This window comes from Kitasatospora sp. YST-16 (genome assembly GCF_026802215.1).
GTDB classification, from domain to species: Bacteria; Actinomycetota; Actinomycetes; order Streptomycetales; family Streptomycetaceae; genus Kitasatospora; species Kitasatospora cineracea.
This window is the reverse complement of record NZ_CP113837.1, coordinates 4,098,002-4,117,912: the sequence shown is the minus strand read 5'-3', so window position 1 is coordinate 4,117,912 and position 19,911 is coordinate 4,098,002. Positions and strand designations below refer to the sequence as shown.

Annotated in this window: 21 protein-coding genes and 1 pseudogene; 9 read left to right on the top strand and 13 right to left on the bottom strand. The window is 73.0% G+C overall.

The window, feature by feature from the left end; all coding sequences use genetic code 11:
- Positions 1-15: 15 nt before the first annotated feature.
- The 3 genes from OU787_RS18950 to OU787_RS18940 all read right to left on the bottom strand — a co-directional run bounded on the left by OU787_RS18950 (position 16) and on the right by OU787_RS18940 (position 2,854).
- The gene (locus OU787_RS18950; RefSeq protein ID WP_014137597.1) at positions 16-375 is read right to left on the bottom strand and encodes an NADH-quinone oxidoreductase subunit A; all 360 of its coding nucleotides are present in this window, start codon (positions 373-375) and stop codon (positions 16-18) included.
- Between the two features lie 424 nt (positions 376-799).
- Positions 800-1,702 (bottom strand): DMT family transporter, encoded by a 903-nt coding sequence (locus tag OU787_RS18945; RefSeq protein ID WP_268660083.1) that lies wholly within the window; start codon positions 1,700-1,702, stop codon positions 800-802.
- Positions 1,703-1,891: 189 nt separating this feature from the next.
- Complete coding sequence (locus tag OU787_RS18940; protein ID WP_268660082.1) at positions 1,892-2,854, bottom strand: helix-turn-helix domain-containing protein; 963 nt, start codon at positions 2,852-2,854, stop codon at positions 1,892-1,894.
- A gap of 177 nt (positions 2,855-3,031) precedes the next feature.
- On the opposite strand from OU787_RS18940, the gene OU787_RS18935 reads away from it, so the two are divergent.
- A complete protein-coding gene (locus OU787_RS18935; RefSeq protein WP_123817621.1) occupies positions 3,032-3,265 on the top strand; it encodes a type II toxin-antitoxin system VapB family antitoxin in 234 nt (77 codons plus the stop codon).
- Positions 3,262-3,669 carry a PIN domain-containing protein gene (locus OU787_RS18930; protein WP_268660081.1) on the top strand — a complete coding sequence of 136 codons (408 nt, stop codon included), beginning with the start codon at positions 3,262-3,264 and terminating at the stop codon, positions 3,667-3,669. Before OU787_RS18935 ends, OU787_RS18930 begins: the two co-directional genes overlap by 4 nt.
- Positions 3,670-3,740: 71 nt before the next feature.
- On the opposite strand, the gene OU787_RS18925 is transcribed toward OU787_RS18930, so the two are convergent.
- A complete protein-coding gene (locus OU787_RS18925; RefSeq protein WP_268660080.1) occupies positions 3,741-5,018 on the bottom strand; it encodes a geranylgeranyl reductase family protein in 1,278 nt (425 codons plus the stop codon).
- Positions 5,019-5,176: 158 nt separating this feature from the next.
- On the opposite strand from OU787_RS18925, the gene OU787_RS18920 reads away from it, so the two are divergent.
- Positions 5,177-6,397, top strand: a complete 1,221-nt coding sequence (locus OU787_RS18920) for an RNA-guided endonuclease InsQ/TnpB family protein (RefSeq protein ID WP_268660079.1) — start codon at positions 5,177-5,179, stop codon at positions 6,395-6,397.
- 133 nt (positions 6,398-6,530) lie between these two features.
- Here OU787_RS18920 and OU787_RS18915 read toward each other — a convergent pair whose 3' ends face one another.
- From OU787_RS18915 to OU787_RS18890, 6 genes are all read right to left on the bottom strand, one after another.
- Complete coding sequence (locus OU787_RS18915; RefSeq protein WP_030459091.1) at positions 6,531-7,226, bottom strand: demethylmenaquinone methyltransferase; 696 nt, start codon at positions 7,224-7,226, stop codon at positions 6,531-6,533.
- A gap of 44 nt (positions 7,227-7,270) precedes the next feature.
- The gene (locus OU787_RS18910; RefSeq protein ID WP_157852244.1) at positions 7,271-7,774 is read right to left on the bottom strand and encodes a hypothetical protein; all 504 of its coding nucleotides are present in this window, start codon (positions 7,772-7,774) and stop codon (positions 7,271-7,273) included.
- 338 nt (positions 7,775-8,112) lie between these two features.
- On the bottom strand, positions 8,113-8,712 hold the full coding sequence (locus OU787_RS18905) for a hypothetical protein (RefSeq protein ID WP_268660078.1): 600 nt from the start codon (positions 8,710-8,712) through the stop codon (positions 8,113-8,115).
- Between the two features lie 25 nt (positions 8,713-8,737).
- Positions 8,738-9,946, bottom strand: coding sequence for a cyclic dehypoxanthinyl futalosine synthase (gene mqnC, locus OU787_RS18900; RefSeq protein WP_268660077.1), 1,209 nt, complete (start codon positions 9,944-9,946; stop codon positions 8,738-8,740).
- A gap of 44 nt (positions 9,947-9,990) precedes the next feature.
- Positions 9,991-11,682: a serine/threonine-protein kinase gene (locus tag OU787_RS18895; RefSeq protein WP_268660076.1), complete on the bottom strand. Its 1,692-nt coding sequence runs from the start codon at positions 11,680-11,682 to the stop codon at positions 9,991-9,993.
- Positions 11,683-11,830: 148 nt separating this feature from the next.
- A complete protein-coding gene (locus tag OU787_RS18890; RefSeq protein WP_030459096.1) occupies positions 11,831-12,718 on the bottom strand; it encodes a menaquinone biosynthetic enzyme MqnA/MqnD family protein in 888 nt (295 codons plus the stop codon).
- Positions 12,719-13,072: 354 nt separating this feature from the next.
- Here OU787_RS18890 and OU787_RS18885 point away from each other — a divergent pair, with 354 nt between their 5' ends.
- Positions 13,073-13,276: a cold-shock protein gene (locus OU787_RS18885; protein WP_003998944.1), complete on the top strand. Its 204-nt coding sequence runs from the start codon at positions 13,073-13,075 to the stop codon at positions 13,274-13,276.
- A 243-nt stretch (positions 13,277-13,519) separates the two neighbouring features.
- Complete coding sequence (locus tag OU787_RS18880) at positions 13,520-14,518, top strand: bile acid:sodium symporter family protein (protein WP_268660075.1); 999 nt, start codon at positions 13,520-13,522, stop codon at positions 14,516-14,518.
- Positions 14,519-14,689: 171 nt separating this feature from the next.
- On the opposite strand, the gene OU787_RS18875 is transcribed toward OU787_RS18880, so the two are convergent.
- Both OU787_RS18875 and OU787_RS18870 read right to left on the bottom strand, forming a co-directional pair.
- A complete protein-coding gene (locus tag OU787_RS18875) occupies positions 14,690-15,253 on the bottom strand; it encodes a TetR/AcrR family transcriptional regulator (protein WP_030459098.1) in 564 nt (187 codons plus the stop codon).
- Positions 15,250-15,612, bottom strand: a complete 363-nt coding sequence (locus tag OU787_RS18870; RefSeq protein ID WP_030459099.1) for a DUF1304 domain-containing protein — start codon at positions 15,610-15,612, stop codon at positions 15,250-15,252. The genes OU787_RS18875 and OU787_RS18870 overlap by 4 nt, the downstream gene beginning before the upstream one ends.
- A gap of 100 nt (positions 15,613-15,712) precedes the next feature.
- Between OU787_RS18870 and OU787_RS18865 the strand changes: the two genes are divergently transcribed.
- Positions 15,713-16,261, top strand: a complete 549-nt coding sequence (locus OU787_RS18865; protein WP_268660074.1) for a DUF1707 SHOCT-like domain-containing protein — start codon at positions 15,713-15,715, stop codon at positions 16,259-16,261.
- A 143-nt stretch (positions 16,262-16,404) separates the two neighbouring features.
- On the opposite strand, the gene OU787_RS18860 is transcribed toward OU787_RS18865, so the two are convergent.
- Complete coding sequence (locus OU787_RS18860; RefSeq protein ID WP_030458058.1) at positions 16,405-17,739, bottom strand: dicarboxylate/amino acid:cation symporter; 1,335 nt, start codon at positions 17,737-17,739, stop codon at positions 16,405-16,407.
- Between the two features lie 417 nt (positions 17,740-18,156).
- On the opposite strand from OU787_RS18860, the pseudogene OU787_RS34820 reads away from it, so the two are divergent.
- From OU787_RS34820 to OU787_RS18850, 3 genes and pseudogenes are all read left to right on the top strand, one after another.
- A pseudogene (locus tag OU787_RS34820) lies at positions 18,157-18,690 on the top strand (MFS transporter); the annotation flags it as partial.
- 152 nt (positions 18,691-18,842) lie between these two features.
- On the top strand, positions 18,843-19,358 hold the full coding sequence (locus OU787_RS18855; protein ID WP_268660073.1) for a hypothetical protein: 516 nt from the start codon (positions 18,843-18,845) through the stop codon (positions 19,356-19,358).
- A 68-nt stretch (positions 19,359-19,426) separates the two neighbouring features.
- Positions 19,427-19,861, top strand: coding sequence for a GNAT family N-acetyltransferase (locus OU787_RS18850; RefSeq protein ID WP_268660072.1), 435 nt, complete (start codon positions 19,427-19,429; stop codon positions 19,859-19,861).
- The last annotated feature ends 50 nt before the right edge of the window (positions 19,862-19,911 follow it).

Here is a 19,911-nt window from a genome sequence, read left to right as displayed (position 1 = left end):
GGCGGCAGCCGGTGGTCAGTCCCACTCCAGGCCGCCGCGGCGCCAGACGTAGGCGTAGGCGACGAACACGGTGGCGATGAACAGGAGCATCTCGACCAGCCCGAAGATCCCCAGGGCGTCGAAGCTGACCGCCCAGGGGTAGAGGAAGACGATCTCGATGTCGAAGACGATGAACAGCATCGCCGTCAGGTAGTACTTGATCGGGAACCGACCGCCGCCCACCGGCTGCGGGGTCGGTTCGATACCGCACTCGTACGCCTCCAACTTGGCCCGGTTGTAGCGCTTCGGGCCGGTGAGCGAGGCCATCACGACGGAGCCGACCGCGAACGCCGCCGCGATGGCACCGAGTACGAGGATCGGCGCGTAGGCATTCATAGCCCCCGCTCCCTCCGTCCAGTCGTCCTTGACTGCAGATCGGAACCACCAGGTCACCAAGGGTGAAATGATGATCCACTTCGTGGGATCCGGCTCCATGTGAGGCAGTTCACAAAGCCAGGTTGGAGCGCATCCTATGCCTGTCCGCTTGTGATCTGCGACACGCAGTTCCCGACGATCTTTGTGACCTTCGCCACCCGACGAAGCCCGCGAAGGCGGATCGATCACCACCGTTCCACCCGATGTGGGCAATTGGCCACATACAGTCGCAAACCGGGGGCAAACGGCTGCCGTTCGGCCACGCCCTATATCAATTCTGCGGCGGTCAGGGCAAATTTCGGAGTGATCCGGTTTACGTGGTAGTGGATCTCACTCGCCCGGTGGACCCGGAGTGACGACCGCTTGACCCTTCGTTCACAAGCTCTCAGCCGGCCGCCGGGAACCGCGGCGCCCGCCGCCGCCCCCACTCGGTGCCCGCCAGCACCGCCACCGCCCCCAGCAGCGCCAGCCGCCCCGGCCGGTCCCCCGCCAGCAGCACCCCGCACAGCGCCGCCCACAGCGGCTCGGTGCCCAGCAGCAGGCTCACCCGCGACGGCGAGGTCGCCCGCACCGCCCACAGCTGCACGAAGAACGCGAACAGCGTGCACAGCAGCGACAGGTACAGCAGCAGCCCCCAGCGGGCCGCGTCGAAGGACGCCGCCACCGCCAGCGGCGAGGGCCCCGCGAACGGCGCCGCCAGGGCGAACACCGCCGTGGCGAACGCCAGTTGGACCCAGGTCAGGGCCAGCGCGTCCGCCCCGCGCACCGACCGCAACCGGGCCGTCGCCAACACGTTCACCGTCCGCGCCACCGCCGCCCCCAGCACCAGCAGGTCACCCACCGACGGCGCCCGCAGCCCCGTCAGCAGCGCCACCCCCAGCACCGACACCCCCACCGCCGCCAGGAACCCCGCCGGCGGCGCCGACCGCCGCAGCACCGCCTCCGCGAGCGGCGTGAACACCATCGTCAGACTGATCACCAGCCCCGCATTGGTCGCCGACGTGTGCACCACCCCGTACGTCTCCAGCAGGAACACCGCCCCCAGCACCACCCCCAGCACCGCCCCGCCACCCCACTGCGCGAACGACAACCCCCGCAACCGCCGCCACGCCACCAACCCCAGCACCGGCAGCACCACCCCGAACCGCAACACCAGCACCGCCACCACCGTCCGGTCCTCCGCCACCTCCCGCACGGCCCAGAAACTCGACCCCCACACCACCGCCACCGCCAACAACGGCAGATCCCGCAACAGTTGCGGACGGGCTTCGATCGACACAACGGCCACGGCACGGCTCCCGGAACACTCGACGGGGGCCCGTGCACCATCGGACGGGACACTCGGAAACCGCCACTGTCCCGCACCCGCAAGGCGGCGGGCAACCGCTTTCCGCCCCCGCCGAAGCCGAGAGGCCCCCGCAGCGCAGGGGCTCCCCGACACTCCTCAGCCCGCCCGACCGGCCGGGGCGGGCGTCGTTCACCTCGCCGCAGTTCCCGTTGTTGCCGCCGCTGTAGCTGCTCTTGCGCCACGGTGGCGGTCACCCCTGCCCTGTGCGTACTCCTCCGCCACCGATTCGATCAGGTCCAGGGACTCCTCCGGCGGCATCGCGGCGACGCGCGTGAAGTCGTAGGACAGCACGCACTCGGCGACGGTGGACGAGTCGTCGATCAGCTGACCGGCGTGGGGTCCTTCGACGTACGCCGCCGGTGGGGCGTCGGCGAAGGTCAGGAGGCACAGTTCGCCCTCCATCAGCGCGTGGGCGCCGGCGGAGAACGGGAGCACCTGGACGACGATCCGGTTCTTTCGGGCCAGTTCCACGATGGAGAGAAGCTGTTCGGCCATCGTTGCCGCGCCACCGACCGGCCGCCGGATCACGCTCTCGTCCAGGACGGCCCAGTACAACGGACTCGTCGGGCGGTCGAAGATCCGCGCGCGGTCCATCCGCAGGCGGACCCGGTCGGCGATGTCCGCCGCCGGACGCAGGGGCTGGGCGGCCCGGAAGACGGCCCGCGCGTACTCCGGCGTCTGGAGCAGCCCCGGTACGAGGGTCGGGGAGAACGAGCTGATCGTCCGGGCCACGGACTGGAGTTCGGCGACAGTGGTGAAGTACTCGGCGAAACGCATGCGGGTGACCGGCTCGGGCTCGGCCCGAGGCTCGGCGGCAACGACGGAGTACTTGGCCGGAATCGTGCGGGTGACCAGCGGGTACAGCCGGGCGAGGTGGCCGCCCGTTTCGAGCACGCTGTCGAAGCGTTCGGACATGTCCTCCTGCGGCCGGCGGGTCGCGGCCTCGATCTGGCCGACGTACGCGCCGGAGCAGAAGACCAGCTCGCCCAGCCGTTCCTGGGACAGCCCCCGGTCCTCGCGCAACCGGCGCAGCTCCGAACCGTAGAACGACCTGGGCGACTCGTAGGGGTCCAGTGGCTTCGGGTGCGCCATGCGTCAAATCCCTTCCCCTACCGTCCTGTTGCCGCCGTCAGCGTACGGCCGGAGGTCGGCGCTCAGCCCGGGAACGGACCAACTGCACCCGTCCGGGGCCCGCGTCCCGTACCGGCCCGAGCGATGTTGATGACATATGCTGGGTATCAACATTGCCCACAGCCCCGGAGGCGCGGAGTGAGCATCACGCAGATCGACATCGACGACGAGGCCCTCGCCGCGGCGATGAAGCTGATGGGCACCACCACCAAGAAGGACACCGTCAACACCGCCCTCCGCGAGTACACAGCGCGCATGAAGCGGTTGGAGGCGGCGGAACGGCTCGCCGCCAGGGGCGCCCGGGGCGAGTTCGACGCGGCCGCGGCCGCCCGGGCCGCCGCCAAGCGGGCCCGCCAGGAGGGCCTCGATTGATCGGCTACCTGGTCGACGCCTCGGCCTTGTGGCACCTGTTCCGCACCCCGGGGGCGCTGGGCGCCTGGGAGGGGCACATCGCCGCCGGGGCGCTGCACGTCTGCGAGCCCACCCGCGCCGAGTTCCTGTACTCCGCCACGAGTCCGGCGCACCGCGACGAGCTGGCCGACGAGCTGGACACCCTGTGCGGCACCGCCGCGGTGCCCAAGTCGGCCTGGCGGTGGGTGGATTCCGCCCAGTACCGGCTGACGCAGCGGAGTCTGCACCGCTCGGCCGGTGCGATCGACCTGCTGGTCTGTGCCACCGCCGCCCACCACGACCTCACGGTGCTGCACGTCGACAACGACTTCACCACCGTCGCGTCCGTCGTGCCCGACCTCCGCGAGCGGGACGCCCGGCGCTGAGCACCGCCCACGCGAACGGCGGCGGGCCGGCGCTCCCGCGCCCGCCCGCCGCCGTCCCGGCGTGCCCGTGGTCAGGCCCGCGGTGCCACCTTGGCCAGGCCGTTGATGATGCGGTCGGCGGCGTCGCCGCCGGTCGGGTCGGTCAGGTTGGCGAGCAGCTTGAGGACGAACTTCATCAGCACGGGGTGGGTCAGGCCGCGTTCGGCGGCGATCCGCATGACCCGGTCGTTGCCGATCAGCTTCACGAAGGCGCGGCCGAGCGTGTAGTAGCCGCCGTAGGTGTCCTTGAGCAGCTGCGGGTAGCGGGCCAGGGCGCGTTCCCGGCCCTCGGGGGTGATCCGGGCCATCGCCTGGACGATGACGCCCGCCGCGAGTTGGCCGGATTCCATCGCATAGGCGATGCCCTCGCCGTTGAACGGGTTGACCATGCCGCCCGCGTCGCCGACCAGCAGCAGGCCGCGGGTGTAGTGCGGCTGCCGGTTGAAGGCCATCGGCAGCGCGGCGCCGCGGATCGGTTCGGTCATGTTCTCCGGCGTGTAGCCCCACTCCTCGGGCATGCCGGCGCACCAGCTCTTCAGCACCTCGCGCCAGTTCAGGTCGCCGAAGGCGGGCGAGGAGTTGAGGATGCCGAGGCCGACGTTGGAGGTGCCGTCGCCCATGCCGAAGATCCAGCCGTAGCCGGGCAGCAGCTTCTTCTGCCCGCCGCGGGTGTCCCACAGCTCCAGCCAGGACTCCAGGTAGTCGTCGTCGTGCCGGGGCGAGGTGAAGTACGTCCGGTAGGCGACGCCCATCGGCCGGGACTCCAGCCGGTGCAGGCCCATGGCCAGCGACAGCCGGGTCGAGTTGCCGTCCGCGGCGACCACCAGCGGGGCGTGGAACTCGATCTCCCGCTTGTCCGGTCCGAGCTTCGCCGTCACGCCGGTGATCCGGCCGGTCCGGTCCTGCACGGGCCCGCTGACGTTGCAGTTCTCGTACAGCCGGGCGCCGGCCTTCTGCGCCTGCCGGGCGAGCAGTTCGTCGAAGTCGGCGCGCTTGCGCACCAGCCCGTAGTCGGGGAAGGAGGCGAGGTCCGGCCAGTCCAGTTCCAGCCGGACGCCACCGCCGATGATCCGCAGGCCCTTGTTGCGCAGCCAGCCCTCGGCGGACACGTCGATGCCCATGTCGACCAGCTGCTTGACGGCGCGCGGGGTCAGGCCGTCCCCGCACACCTTCTCGCGCGGGAACTCGGTCTTCTCCAGCAGCAGCACGTCCAGGCCCGCCTGGGCCAGCCAGTACGCGGTGCTGGAGCCGGCCGGACCGGCGCCGACCACGATGACGTCGGCGGTGGACTCGACGGCGGTCTCGGTCATCGGATCTCCTTCGTGGATACCCCCGGCCTCGGCCGGGGAGGAAACAGAGCTCCCGCGTAGCGGGGCAGGGGAAGCCGAACAGCCGCCAAAGCGGTACGGCGTACCGGTAGTTGATGATGCTTCATGTGGTCACACGCGGGGGTGGTAGCGTGTGAGAAATGGCGGCCACCCGCGTGAAGCGGGCTTTCAAGTTCCGCTTCTATCCGACGGATGCGCAGGCGGCTGAGCTGTCGCGCACCTTCGGGTGCGTGCGGAAGGTCTACAACATGGCGTTGCAGGCCCGGACCGAGGCGTGGAGCCTCCGTCAGGAGCGGATCAACTACAACACCACCTCCGCGATGTTGACGGCGTGGAAGAAGACCGAGGAGCTGGCCTACCTCTCCGAGGTGTCGTCCGTCCCGTTGCAGCAGACCCTCCGGCACTTGCAGGGGGCGTTCACCAACTTCTTCGCGAAGCGGGCGAAGTACCCGACGTTCAAGTCGAAGCGGAAGTCCCGCCGCTCCGCCGAGTACACGTCGTCCGCGTTCCGGTTCCGGAACGGCGCTCTGACGCTGGCGAAGATGGCGGAGCCGCTGGACATCGTGTGGTCCCGTCCGCTTCCGGAGGGTGCGGTTCCGTCCACGGTGACCGTGTCGCAGGACGCGGCAGGCCGGTGGTTCGTCTCGGTGCTGTGCGAGGACCGGCCCACGATGCCCGACCCGGTCAACGCGGCTGTCGGTGTCGACGCGGGGATCACCAGCCTGGTGACGCTCTCCACCGGCGAGAAGGTCGCCAACCCGAAGTTCGAGCGCGCCGACCGGCTCGCGCTGGCCAGGGCCCAGCGGGAACTGGCCCGCAAGGCCAAGGGCAGCAACAACCGGGCCAAGGCCCGTCTCAAGGTCGCCCGGGTGCACGCCCGCATCGCCGACCGCAGGCGTGACTTCCTGCACAAGCTCACCACTCGACTCGTCCGCGAAAACCAAACGGTCGTGATCGAGGACCTGGCGGTCCGCAACATGCTGGGAAACCACAGCCTCGCCCGGGCGATCTCGGACGCCTCGTGGACCGAGCTGCGGTCCATGCTGGAGTACAAGGCCCAGTGGTACGGCCGCGAGCTGATCACCGTCGACCGGTGGTTCCCCAGCTCCAAGCTGTGCTCGGACTGCGGGACCATCCGCAACGCGATGCCGCTGAACGTCCGCGCATGGGAGTGCGACTGCGGTGCGGTCCACGACCGGGACGTCAACGCGGCCCGCAACATCCTGGCCGCCGGGCTGGCGGCAGCAGCCTGTGGAGACGGTGTAAGACCTCAACGGAGCACTCCGGGCGGGCAGTCGTCGATGAAGCAGGAAGTCGTCCCACCGCCGCGCCCACGCGCGGCGGCTCAGCCGCGAGGCTGAGGGGAACCCCCGCCCCTCCGGGCGGGGAGGAAGTCAAACGGGGCTCTCTCCTGAGCGCGTCGGGGTCACGGAGTCGGGGGGCCGACGCCCCGTCAACGCCTCGGCGGCGGACGGAGTGCCGAACCACCGCAGTCTACGGCGCCTTGAAGCCGCGGTGGAGGGCGACGATGCCGCCGGTCAGGTTGCGCCACGCCACCTTCGTCCAGCCCGCCTGCTGCAACTCGGCGGCCAGCGCGGGCTGGTCCGGCCAGGCCCGGATCGACTCGGCGAGGTACACGTACGCCTCCGGGTTGGAGGACACCTTGGTCGCCACCGGCGGCAGCGCCCGCATCAGGTACTCGGTGTACACCGTCCGCAGCGGCGTCCAGGTCGGGGTGGAGAACTCGCAGATCACCAGCTTCCCGCCGGGCTTGGTCACCCGCAGCATCTCGCGCATCGCCACCTCGTGCTCCTGCACGTTGCGCAGCGCGAACGAGATCGTCACGGCGTCGAACGACTCGTCGGCGAACGGCAGCCGGGTCGCGTCGCCCGCGGTCAGCGCCAGCTCGGGGTGCCGGTCCTTGCCCTCGGTCAGCATCCCGATCGAGAAGTCGCACGGCACCACGTCGGCGCCCGCCTCCAGGAACGGCAGCGAGGACGTCCCGGTGCCCGCACCGAGGTCCAGGATGCGCTGGCCCGCGACGGCACCCACCGCGTCGGCCACCGCCCGGCGCCACAGCCGGGCCTGGCCCAGCGAGAGCACGTCATTGGTGCGGTCGTACTTGGCCGCGACGTCGTCGAACATGGCGGCGACGTCCTGCGGCTGCTTGTCCAGATGGGCTCGGGTCACGCCCCCATTGTTCACCTTGCGGTGCCGCGGACCTCCACCAGGGCTCACCGCAGGGCGCGGCGGCCCCCCTTGCGGCGGCGCCGGGAGCGCTTCCCCTGGGTCAGCGCGGGCATCCCCTCCGCCGCGAACGCCACCGCGAAACCGGCCTGCGCCCGCTCCTCCCCCGCCTGATGCCGCCGGAACCGCCGGATCCGCCACACGCACAGCGCGCACAGCAGCACCGCCGCCGGCACGCTCGTCTGCGCCAGCCCGACCCCGACCGGCTGCGGGTAGGTCTTCCCGCACACCCGTACCGCGGACGGGTCGTCCGCCGCCCGCTCCAGGCAGATCGGGTCCCCCACCCGGGCCCCCTCCGGCAGCCACAGGTCCGCCGCGGTCAACCGCCGCCCGTCCACCGGGTACGTGATCTGGCTGTACGTTCCGCTGCCGCCCGGCAGTTGAGTGACCGTCCCCTCGACCCGCACCGGGTGCGCGTCGATCCGGTCGGCCTGGTCCGCCTGGCGCCACCCCAGCAGGCACATCGCCACCGCCACCACGGCACTCAGCACGGCCCCGACGTACCAGCCCCGAGCCGGTCTGGTCCGCACACGTTCGGGGGTCGCGGCGCGCATACGTCCTGTTCCTGGGCTCGGCAGAGGTCTGACCGGGATGGTAGCCGCAAAAACCGCCCCGGGTCACGGCCAGTCAGAAAACCCCCGCCCCACCGGGACCCCGCCCGCGGCCCCGTCAGGACCCCGTCAGGGGCCCGGGGAACGGCGGGTCGATGCCGCACGGCGGCCCCGTCAGGGGCCCGGGGAACGGCGGGTCGATGCTGCTGCCGGCCGGAGCCCACCGAAGAGTCCGTGCTGCTGAGGGCCTGTGAAAAACAGCACCCCGAACTCGCCCCCTACCGCCGCCGGTACAGCAACCGCCCGTCCAGCACCGTCCCCAGGCAGACCGCCCCGCCCCCGTCGAGCTCCTGGACCGCCCCCGCCGCGAACACCGCGAAGTCCGCCACCCCGCCGACCACCAGCGGCCGGTGCAGGGCAGCCGTCAACGCCCGCTCCGCGAGCGGGTCGAGGCCGCCCGGGGCGGGGTCCCCGCCGGGAGGCCGTCGCAGGCCGGACCGCCCGACCGCCGTCCGGACCGCGGGCCGGGCGAACGTCCCGGCGAGGGCCGTCACCCCGTGCCCGAGCAGCCGTTGCAGCCCGCGCCGGGCGCTGCCGCCCCACTGCTCGTCGCTCAGCCCGGCCGGGGGCGCCAGCGGCCGTTCCCCGAGCCCTTCCCGCGGGTCGGGGTGGTAGGCGTGCTCCAGCAGCCACGTCCCGTGCCGGTTGAGCAGCCCGGGCACCAGCACCCCGGGCCACTCCCGGAGCCGCGCCGGGCCGCCCGGCAGCTCCGCGGCGGGCCCGATCGCGGTGACGGTCGCGCCGTCGACCAGTACCGCCCCGTCCTCGATCAGCGCGGTGCCGGTGAACAGCAGCTCCGCCCGGTGCAGCGTCAGCATCCGATTCGGACCCGGGCCGGGGCCGTCAGTTGGCGGCCAGGATGGTGAGTTCGGGGTGCGCGGTGCCGCCCTCGATCGCGGTGGAGGCGATGTGCGAGGCGACCCGCGGGTCGACCGGGTCGTTGGCCGGGTCGTCGAGGACCCGCAGGTGCTCGTACGTGGTGGCGCGCTGGGCGGGCACCCGGCCGGCGGTGCGGATCAGGTGGATCAGTTCGTGCAGGTTGGAGCGGTGCTTGGCGCCGGCCGCGGAGACGACGTTCTCCTCCAGCATGACCGAGCCGAGGTCGTCCGCGCCGTAGTGCAGGGAGAGTTGGCCGGCCTCCTTGCCGGTGGTGAGCCAGGAGCCCTGGATGTGGGCGACGTTGTCGAGGAAGAGCCGGGCGACGGCGATCATCCGCAGGTACTCGAAGACCGTGGCCTGGGTCGAGCCCTTCAGGTGGTTGTTCTGCGGCTGGTAGGTGTAGGGGATGAACGCCCGGAAGCCGCCGGTGCGGTCCTGCACGTCGCGGATCATCCGCAGGTGCTCGATCCGCTCGGCGTTGGTCTCGCCGGTGCCCATCAGCATGGTGGAGGTGGACTCGACACCGAGCCGGTGCGCGGTCTCCATGATCTCCAGCCAGCGCTCGCCGGACTCCTTGAGCGGCGCGATCGCCTTCCGCGGCCGCTCGGGCAGCAGTTCGGCACCGGCGCCCGCGAACGAGTCGAGGCCCGCCGCGTGGATCCGGGTGATCGCCTCCTCGATCGTGACGCCCGAGATCCTCGCCATGTGCTCGACCTCGGAGGCGCCCAGCGAGTGGATCACCAGCTGCGGGAACCCGGCCTTGATCGCGGCGAAGTTCTCCTCGTAGTACTCGACGCCGTAGTCGGGGTGGTGGCCGCCCTGGAACATGATCTGGGTGCCGCCGAGCTCGACGGTCTCCGCGCACCGGCGCAGGATCTCGTCCAGGTCCCGCGACCAGCCCTTCTCGCTCTTCGGCGGCACGTAGAACGCGCAGAACTTGCACGCGGTCACGCAGACGTTGGTGTAGTTGATGTTCCGCTCGATGATGTACGTGGCGATGTGCTCGACACCCGCGTACCGCCGCCGCCGCACCGCGTCCGCGGCCGCGCCGAGCGCGTGCAGCGGGGCCGACCGGTACAGCTCCAGCGCCTCCTCGGCGGTGATCCGGCCGCCCTCGGCCGCCCGGTCCAGCACGGCCTGCAACTGGGTCGCGGAAAGGTTCTGCTCGGACACCTGGCGGGCCTGCTTTCTTCGTCGAAGGGGCGGACCCGCTCAGCCTACGCCAGCACGTTTCCCGGCCGCCGCAGCCCTCTTCCCGTGCCGCCCGCCGCCTGACCAGGCCGCCTACTGCTTGGCCAGGTCGCCCTCGGGGTCGCTGCCGAGCGGGGCCCCGCTGACCGCCAGGTGCAGGCCGCCGGTGCCGAGCAGGGTGTAGCGCTGCTTCTCGGGGACGCCGGTGCAGGCGCTGTCGTTGCCGTCCGGGCGTTCCTGGAGCAGCACTTCGGCGTCGGTGACGGAGAGCAGGGTGAGCACGCCCCGGCAGACGGTGCTGCTGAGTTGGGAGGCGTTGCTGGTGCGGCCGACCTCCTCGCCGACCCGGCCGGCGGTGAAGGTGACGGTGAAGGTGGACGCCAGCGGGACGATCTTGGTGGTGATGTCGCCCCTGAAGGTGCCGAGGAAGGCGTCGGGCAGCGCCTTGCCCGATCCGCTCGCGCCCGCACCCACGCTCCCGCTCGCACTCGTGCTCGCGCTCGCACTGCCGCCCGGGCTCGCCGCTCCGCTCGGCCGCGGGGTGCGGCTGCCGCTCGCGGCGGCGCCGGGGCTCGGGGGCCGGTGACGGCGTCCTGACCGGGTGAGGGGCTGCTGCCGGGGTCGGCCCGGTTCCAGGGCAGGTGGCCGCCGGCGGCCAGCCCGCCGTACCCGGCGGCCAGCACCGCCACGGCCACCAGCACGGCCCACAGCGTCCGGCGGCGGCGCCCCGGCCCGGGGACCGGCTCCGGCCGCGGGGCCCGGCGCGGTCCGCCGTCGAGCACGGTGGGCTGCCGGTCGACGGGGGCGGTGCCGGTCGGGCCGCTGTCGCCCTCCAGGTCGAGGAGTTCGACGGCGGCCCGGCCGACCGCGGCGGCCAGCGGGCCGGGCAGCCAGCCCTCGGGGCCGTCCGCGGCGGCCGGGGCGAGCCGGGCGCGCAGCGCGGCGGGGGTGGGGCGGCGGGCCGGGTCCTTGGCCAGGCAGGCGGTCACGGTGTCCAGCAACTCGCCTTCCAGACCGCCGAGTTCCGGCTCCTCGCGGAGCACCCGGTAGAGCAGGACGGGGGCGCTGACGCCTTCGCCGAACGGGGCGGTGCCGGTGGCGGCGTAGGCGAGCAGGGCGCCGAGCGAGAAGACGTCGCCGGCCGGCCCGGTGGGCGAGCCGGCGGCCTGTTCGGGCGACATGAAGCCGGGCGAGCCGACCACGTAGCCGCTGTGGGTGTAGGTGGAGGCGGCGTCCAGTGCGCGGGCGACGCCGAAGTCGATCAGCCGGGGCCCGTCCAGGGTGAGCAGCACGTTGGACGGCTTGACGTCCCGGTGCACCAGGCCGAGCGCGTGCACCTGTTCGAGGGCTTCGGCGAGCCGGGCGCCGAGGGCGTGCACCGAGCGGACCGGGAGCGGGCCGGCGGTGCGGACGGCCTCGCCGAGCGCGGGGCCGGCCACGTAGCCGGTGGCGACCCAGGGGCGGGGGCCCTCGGTGTCGGCGTCCAGCACGGGGGCGGTCCAGCGGCCGCCGACCCGGCGGGCCGCGGACACCTCCTGGCGGAACCTGGCCCGGAACTCGGGGTCGTCGGCGAGTTCGGGGCGCACCACCTTGACCGCGACGGTCCGCCCGCCCGCGGTGCGGCCCAGGTAGACCCGGCCCATGCCGCCGGCGCCGAGCCGGCGCAGCAGCCGGTAGTCGCCGATCGCCGACGGGTCGTCAGCCGTCAGCAGTTCCATGCCCGTCCCCCTCGCACCGCGGGTCGCCGCCGGGTGCCGTACCGCCCCGGGCGCTCCGATCATCCCAGGGCGCCGGGCCGGTCGGGAACGCGCCGCGGGCCCGGACCACCGCGGGCTCGGACCACCTCAGGCTCGGACCACCGCGGGCTCAGACCACCGCGGGCACGGCCTCCAGCAGCCGGATCGGCACGTCGGGGGCGAAGCCGCTGTCGGGGGCGACCCGGCGGGCGAACTCGGCGAGGCCGGCGAGCTGGCGCTCGCCGAGCGAGAAGTCGAGCGCCTCGGAGAAGTAGGTCTCCAGCAGCGGGGCGTCGAACTCCTCCCAGCGGGCGGCCTGTTCGGCGACCTTGGCGGCCTCGGCCAGCGAGAGGTCGCGGGACTCCAGGAAGGCCCGGTGGACGGCGGCGGTCAGCGCGGGGTGCTGCTCGGCGTACTCGCGGCGGGCGGCCCAGACCGCGAAGACGAACGGCAGCCCGGTCCAGTCCTTCCACATCGCGCCGAGGTCGTGCACGGCCAGCCCCTGCCGGGGGGCCTGTTCCAGCGAGGCGCGCAGCGCGGGGTCGCCGATCAGGACGGCGGCGTCGGCCTCGGCCAGCATCGCGTCCAGGTCGGGCGGGCAGGAGAAGTACTCGGGGTGCACGCCCTCGCGCTCCTCCAGCAGCAGCCGGGCCAGCCGGACGGAGGTGCGGCTGGTCGAGCCGAGGGCGACCCGGCGGCCGTCGAGTTCGGCCAGCGGGACCTTGCTGACGATCACGCAGGACATCACCGGGCCGTCGCTGCCCACCGCGATGTCGGGGAGCACCACCAGCCGGTCGGCGTGCCGCAGGTACTCCACGCAGGTGATCGGGCCGATGTCGAGGGCGCCGGACACCAGCCGGTCGCTGAGCTTCTCCGGGGTGTCCTTGCTGAGGTCGAGGTCGAGCAGGTTGCCCGTGCGCGCGAGGCCCCAGTAGAGGGGAAGACAGTTGAGGAACTGGATGTGCCCGACCCGCGGCCTGACCGCGGTCTCCGACCGTCCGGCATCGCTACTGCTCACCGTGTGCTCCCTTGCCGTTGGTGCTCTCCCGGCAGGGTATGCCCGCTGATTGGGACGGCCCGCACCCGGTGCCCGACACACCGTTCGACACCGTTGTTCACCCCTGGTCGGGGCAGCCACCGCGTGCTACCGTTCCCCTCAGTTGCAGTTTGATTCCCCTTGCAGTACTTGGAGCCTGCGGAGCATGTAACCGCAGGCTTTTTGTAATTTTTCAGCAGTATCAGGCGTCAATTGAGCATTGATTGAAGCACTGTGCGAAAAACTCCGGACTCGTCCGGAGGCGGGGCGATCAGCGCAGCGGACCCGGGCGCCACAAGGTGTGGCGTCCACAACGTCCCTCGCAAGGAGAACGGTATGGCGACCGGAACCGTCAAGTGGTTCAACGCCGAGAAGGGCTTCGGCTTCATCGCCCAGGAGGGCGGCGGCCCCGACGTCTTCGTCCACTACTCCGCCATCAACGCGAGCGGCTTCCGCTCGCTGGAGGAGAACCAGGCGGTCAGCTTCGACGTCACCCAGGGCCCGAAGGGCCCGCAGGCGGAGAACGTCACCCCCGTCTGAGACGGGATCTCCCATTGATCGCTCACGGCCCCTCGGGTCCGTACGAGTAGCAGTTCCCAAGGAGGCCCGCCGTCGGCGGGCCTCCTGCCTTTTCCCGTTTCCCCCGCATTTCCCGATTCCGCCCGCATTTCCCGCCCGGTCCCGTTCCGGACGCCGCGGTCCCGTTCCGGACGCCCCGCGCCCGCTCCCCGCCCCCGGGCCCCCGCCCGTTCCGGCCGGTCCCCGCCGGGAGATCATCGGTGCATGCACCGCCTCCGGTCCGCCCGCCGCGCCCTCGACCGCTCCCTCGGCCGGATCGGCATCGACACCTACCTCCTGCTGCTGCTCGGCACCGTCCTGCTGGCCTCCCTGCTGCCCGCCCGCGGCCCCGCCGCCACCGCCGTCACCGACGCGGTCCGACTCGCCGTCGCCCTGCTCTTCTTCCTGTACGGCGCCCGGCTCTCCCCGCAGGAGGCGCTGGCCGGCGCCCGGCACTGGCGGCTGCACCTGCTGATCCTGGGCTGCACCTTCGTGCTGTTCCCGCTGCTCGGCGAGGCCACCCGGCTGCTGCCGGACGCGGTGCTGCCCCCGCAGCTGTTCACCGGCGTGCTCTTCCTCACCCTGCTGCCGTCCACCGTGCAGTCCTCGATCGCGTTCACCTCGGTCGCGGGCGGCAACGTCGCGGCGGCGATCTGCGCCGCCACCTTCTCCAGCCTGCTCGGCATCGTCCTCACCCCGCTGCTGGCGGCCTGGCTGCTCACCGGCGCCTCCGGCGTCGGCGTGGACGGCGGCCAGGTGCTCGACATCGTCCTGCAGCTGCTCGTCCCGTTCGTCCTCGGCCAGCTGCTGCGCCGCCGGGTCGGCCCGTGGATCACCCGGCACCGGCTGGTCACCATGCTGGTGGACCGCGGCTCGATCCTGCTGATCGTCTACAGCGCGTTCGGCGAGGGCGTCCGCGAAGGGATCTGGAGCCGGGTCACCACCGGCCAGCTGCTCTGGCTGGTGGCGGTCTCGCTGGCCCTGCTCTCCGCCGTCCTGGCCTTCACCCACCTCGTCTCCCGGCGGCTCGGCTTCTCCCGCCCGGACCGGATCACCATCCAGTTCTGCGGCTCCAAGAAGTCGCTGGCCAACGGCCTCCCGCTGGCCACCGTCCTGTTCCCGGCCTCCGCCGTCGGCCTCGCCGTCCTCCCGCTGATGCTCTTCCACCAGCTCCAGCTGATGGTCTGCACCGTCCTCGCCCAGCGCTGGGCCCGCCGGACCTGACGCCCTGCACCCCAGCACCCCCCGGCGCAGCCGAGCCACCCCGGCTCCCGCCCGTCTCCCTCCCCCACACCACCGGTCCCGACCGGACCGCGCCCGGCCCCACCACCACCCGCTCGCCTTCTCCCCCTCTCCTCTCCTTTTCCCTCCCCTCCCCCTCCCCCGCCCCCGCCGTCACCCCAGCGGCGTGCGGTGCAGTCCGATCAGCAGCCGCCACACCCGTCCCGCGACGGCCGCCGGCGGTTCGTCGACCAGTCCGTGCAGCCAGTCCGCCAGTACGCCGGTGAACGCGCCCGCGACGGCCGCGGCGATCAGCGGTGCGTCCGGGGCGCCCGCCAACTCCCGCTCCGTCCGGCTGCGTTCCCGCAGCTCCCGGTGGAGCACCGGCCCGAGCGGGCCGCCGCCGCCCGGTGCCAGCAGTTCCCGGTACAGGCCGCGGTGGGTGTCCGCCCGGTCGAAGAACCCGACCAGCGCGGGCGGCGGCGCCGCCGGGTCCGCGACGCCCCGCCAGGCGTGCAGCGCCTCCACCGCGTCCCGGACCACGCCCGCACAGGCGTCCACGGCCAGCGCCGACAGGTCCGGGTAGTGCAGGTAGAACGTCGCCCGGCCGACCCCCGCCCGGCGCACCACCGCCGCCACGGCCAGGTCGGCCAGCGGGCGGTCCGCGCACTCGGCCAGCAGCGCGGCCCGCAGCTTCGCCCTGGTCCGCTCCGCCCTCGGGTCGCCCGCCGCGCTCACCCCGCCACCAGCACCGCGGTCAGCGCCACCGCCCCGGGCAGCGCCTGGGCCAGCAGGATCCGCCGGTTCGCGGTCAGGCCGCCGTACAGGCCCGCGACCAGCACGCAGGCCAGGAAGAACACCCGCACCCGGAAGCCCGTCGGGTCGTCCGCCAGCAGGCCCCAGACCAGGCCCGCCGCCAGGAACCCGTTGTACAGGCCCTGGTTGGCCGCCAACGGGGCCGTCCGCCGGGCCAGTTCCGCGTCGAACCCGGACAGCGCCCGCCCCGGCGCCTTCTCCCACAGGAACATCTCCAGCACCAGGATGTACCCGTGCAACAGGGCCACCGCCCCGACCAGCACCGCCGCCGCGACCTCCATGACCACTCCCCTTTCCTGGACAGATGTCCAGAATAACCGGACGCTTGTCCAGGAACCAGCCCGCTCCCCCCGCACCCCGCCCGCCCACTACGCTGCCCGGGTGACCTCCTCCCTGCCGGACCAGCCGCAGACCCGGATCGCCGCCGCCGACCGGGACGCCGCCGTCGAACGCCTCCAACGCGCCTACGCCGAGGAGCGGATCACCCAGGACGAACTCGACCAGCGGGTCCACGCGGCCCTCACCGCCACCGTCCGCGCCGACCTCGACGCCGTCCTGCACGACCTGCCCGCCGAGGCCCCCGGCAGCTCCGTCACGCTCAGCGCGATGAACGGCCGCCTGGTCCGCCGCGGCCCCTGGCGCGTCCCGCGCACCCTGACCGTCGCCTCCGCCTTCGCCAAGGTCCACCTCGACCTGAGCGCCGCGATCATCGACCACCCCGTCGTCGACATCGAACTCGGCGCCGGCTTCGGCCGCACCACCATCACCGTCCCGCGCGACGCCACCGTCGACCTCGACGGCCTCCAGCAGTCCTGGAAGACCGTCCGCTACCGCCCCCCGCGCACCCCCTCCCCCACCCCCGGCCCCACCATCCGCATCACCGGCACCCCGGGCTTCGGCCGCCTCAAGATCCGCCACGCCCGCCGCTGACCGGCTCCCGCCGCACCGGCCGCCCGGCTGACCCCGGTACCGACGGTGCGGCATCCGGCACGAGTTCCGGGGCTGAGCGCACGGCGAAGGCCCGCCACCCTCCCGGGGTGCGGGCCTTCGTGTGAGCGGAGAGCGGGCCGATGTCAGGCGGCGACGGGCTCGTCGGTGGTCCTGGGGGCCGGGACGGTGGCCGGGCGGTCCTCGGCGAGGAGGTCGCCGGTGGGGGCGTTGTAGGCGGCGAGGTCGAGGGTCTTCTCGCGGGCGGAGACCAGGATCGGGACGACGACCTGACCGGCCACGTTGGTGGCGGTGCGCATCATGTCGAGGATCGGGTCGATCGCCAGCAGCAGGCCGACGCCCTCCAGCGGGAGGCCCAGGGTGGAGAGGGTCAGGGTGAGCATCACGATCGCGCCGGTGAGGCCGGCGGTGGCCGCGGAGCCGATCACCGAGACGAAGGCGATCAGCAGGTAGTCCTTGATGCCGAGGTCGATGCCGTACACCTGGGCGACGAAGATCGCGGCGAGCGACGGGTAGATCGCGGCGCAGCCGTCCATCTTGGTGGTGGCGCCGAACGGCACGGCGAACGAGGCGTACTCGGACGGGACGCCCAGGCGCTCGGTGACGCGGCGGGTGACCGGCAGGGTGCCGACCGAGGAGCGGGAGACGAAGGCGAGCTGGATCGCGGGCCAGGCGCCCTTGAAGAAGTTCAGCGGGTTGAGGCCGCCGACGAAGCGCAGCAGCAGCGAGTAGACGCCGAACAGGACGATCGCGCAGCCGACGTAGACGTCGACGGTGAGGGTGGAGAAGGGCTTGAGCAGGTCCCAGCCGTAGACGGCGACGGACTTGCCGATCAGGCCGAGGGTGCCGAGCGGGGCGAGCCGGATGACCCACCACAGGGCGGTCTGGACGAGTTCGAGGACGGCCTCGGAGATCTTGCGGACCGGCTCGGCCTTCTCGCCGAGCTTGAGGACGGCCGCGCCGACGACCACGCCGAGGAAGACGATCTGCAGGACGTTCACCTTGAGGAAGGCGTCGGCGATGTTGGTCGGGATGATGCCGGTCAGGAAGTCGACCCAGGTGCCGCCCTTCTCCACGCCCTTGACCCCGGCGGTGGAGAGGTTGGCGCCCTTGCCGGGGTCGGTGAGCAGGCCGAGGCCGAGGCCGACGGCCACCGCGATCAGCGAGGTGGCGAGGAACCAGAACAGGGTGCGGACGGCGAGCCGGGCGGCGTTGGTGACGTTCCGCAGGTTGGCGACCGAGACGATGATCGCGGTGAAGACCAGCGGCGGGACGGCCAGCTTGAGCAGCTGGACGAAGGTCTTGCCGATGGTGTCCAGGGTGGTGGTCAGCCAGCTGACGTCGCCGGCGCGGGCGATCCAGCCGAGCAGCAGGCCGAGGACGAGGCCGCCGACGATCTGGACCCAGAAGGGGGTGCGGCGGAGGCGTCCCAGCAGGGTGGGCGCGGGCGCGGTGGACATGGGTGTGCGTCTCCGGGGGCTGGTGGAGCGGGGGGAGGGGTGGGGCGGAGGCGGCGGCACGACGGACGCGGGGGCCGGGCGGGGAGACCCGGGGGGACCGACGGGGTCGGTGGCGTCAGGAGTGGCGTGCCGCCCGCATACAGCCGCCGGAGCGACAGCGGCGCGGGCCGTCCACGGCACCGGGCAGACGCGGGCAACGCGGCACGAGCGGGGTGCTCGTCCCGGCCTGGCGCGCGGCGTCTGCGGTGGTCATGACCGGCACACTAGCAACAAACCTTTGAGATGTTCAAAGTACTTGTTTGAGATCGTTACCGAACCACCCTTTCCTGACGGGCCGTCAGCCTGACCAGGCAGTTTTGACGCCTTTCCGGTTATACGTATAACTTGAAGGGACACCACGCCGCCGGAAGGACACCCATGGGCTACGCCGCCCTGCTCCGCGCCCCGCACGTCACCCGGCTGCTGCTCGGCACCCTGCTCGGCCGGCTCCCCGCCGGCATGACCGCCCTGGTGATCGCGCTCGCCCTGCGCGAGGCCGGCGCCCCGTACAGCCGGATCGGCCTGGCCACCGCCGCGTACGCGATCGCCGCCGCCGTCGGCGGGCCCGTCCTCGGCCGGCTGGTCGACCTCACCGGGCAGCCCCGCGTCCTGCTCGCCTCCGCCGCGCTGGCCGGCACCGGCTACGCGCTGCTCGCCCTCGCCCCCGGCTCCGCCCTGGCCGCCCCGCTCGGCGCCGCGGTCGCCGGACTCTGCATGCCCCCGCTGGAACCCTGCCTGCGCTCGCTGTGGCCCGACGTCGTCGAACCCGAACAGCTCGACACCGCCTACGCCTTCGACTCCGCCTCCCAGCAGGTGCTGTACGTCGCCGGACCGCTCGCCGTCGCCGGGATCGCCGGCGCCCTCTCCCCCACCGCCGCGCTCTGGACGGCCGCCGTGCTCGGCCTGCTCGGCGCCCTGGTGGTGGCCGGGTCCGCGCCCGCCCGGGCCTGGCAGGCCCCGCCGCGCGCGGCCTCCGCCGGACTGCTCGGCCCGCTGCGCTCCCCGGACTGGTCCTGCTGCTGCTCGGCCTGGCCGGCGCCGGCTGGGCGGTCGGCGCGCAGAACGTGCTGTTCATCGCGTACGCCGAGCAGCACCCCGGCGGCCTGCCCGGCGGCGCCGGGACGCTGCTCGCGCTGGCCGCGCTGGCCGGACTGCTCGGCGCGCTGGCCTACGGCACCGCCCGCTGGCGGGCCGGGACCGCGACCCGCACCTGGGTGCTCGCCCTCGGCATGGCCGCCTGCTACCTGCCGCTGCTGCTCCTGCCCGGCCCCTGGCCGATGGCCGCGCTGGCCTTCGTCTCCGGCCTGGGCCTGGCCCCGCTGCTGGCCGCCGCGTTCGTGCTGGTCGCCGAGCTCGCCCCGACCGGCACCGTCACCGAGGCGTTCGCCTGGCTGGTCACCCTGTTCGCCACCGGCAACGCGGCCGGCTACGCGGTCTCCGGCGCCCTGGTCGACACCTCGCTGCACGCCGTCGCCCTGTGCTCGGTCGGCGGCATCACCCTCGGCGGCCTGCTGCTGCTCGCCACCCGCACCCGGCTGCGCCCCGCCGACGCCCCGGCCCCCGCCCCCGCCCTGGTCTGAGCGCCCGAACCCGCGGCCCCGCCGCAAACCGCTCGCCCGATCCGCGCCGTCCTGCTTGGATGCGCGGCATGACGAGTCACCAGCTGCCCGCCGGCCACAGCCTCTCCACCGACCCCGCCCGCCTCGACCGGGAGGCCGTGCACCGCTGGCTCTCCGAGGACGCCTACTGGGCGCTCGGCCGTCCCCGCGACAAGCAGGACCGGGCCATCGACAACTCGCTCAACTTCGGCCTGTACGAGGACGCTTCGGGCACCCAGGTCGGCTACGCCCGGGTGGTCACCGACCACGCCACCTTCGCCTGGCTGTGCGACGTCTACATCGCCCCCGAGGCCCGCGGCCGGGGCCTGGGCACCGCCCTGGCCGCCGCCGTCCGCGACGAGCTCGCCGACCGCGGCCTGCGCCGCCTGGTGCTCGCCACCCGGGACGCGCACGAGGTGTACGCCAAGGTCGGCTTCGCGCCGATGGCGGTGCCGGAGAAGTGGATGATCCTCGGCGAGCAGTAGCCCCGCCGCCGGAGCGCCGGGCCGCAGACCCGGCCTCCGCTCGGGCCGCC

Coding starts and splice junctions, on each gene's coding strand:
- OU787_RS18880 (WP_268660075.1), top strand. CDS start 13,520: ATGCACCGCCTCCGGTCCGCCCGCCGCGCCCTCGACCGCTCCCTCGGC.
- OU787_RS18850 (WP_268660072.1), top strand. CDS start 19,427: ATGACGAGTCACCAGCTGCCCGCCGGCCACAGCCTCTCCACCGACCCC.
- OU787_RS18860 (WP_030458058.1), bottom strand. CDS start 17,739: ATGTCCACCGCGCCCGCGCCCACCCTGCTGGGACGCCTCCGCCGCACC.
- OU787_RS18920 (WP_268660079.1), top strand. CDS start 5,177: ATGGCGGCCACCCGCGTGAAGCGGGCTTTCAAGTTCCGCTTCTATCCG.
- OU787_RS18940 (WP_268660082.1), bottom strand. CDS start 2,854: ATGGCGCACCCGAAGCCACTGGACCCCTACGAGTCGCCCAGGTCGTTC.
- OU787_RS18950 (WP_014137597.1), bottom strand. CDS start 375: ATGAATGCCTACGCGCCGATCCTCGTACTCGGTGCCATCGCGGCGGCG.
- OU787_RS18895 (WP_268660076.1), bottom strand. CDS start 11,682: ATGGAACTGCTGACGGCTGACGACCCGTCGGCGATCGGCGACTACCGG.
- OU787_RS18905 (WP_268660078.1), bottom strand. CDS start 8,712: ATGCTGACGCTGCACCGGGCGGAGCTGCTGTTCACCGGCACCGCGCTG.
- OU787_RS18925 (WP_268660080.1), bottom strand. CDS start 5,018: ATGACCGAGACCGCCGTCGAGTCCACCGCCGACGTCATCGTGGTCGGC.
- OU787_RS18885 (WP_003998944.1), top strand. CDS start 13,073: ATGGCGACCGGAACCGTCAAGTGGTTCAACGCCGAGAAGGGCTTCGGC.
- OU787_RS18870 (WP_030459099.1), bottom strand. CDS start 15,612: ATGGAGGTCGCGGCGGCGGTGCTGGTCGGGGCGGTGGCCCTGTTGCAC.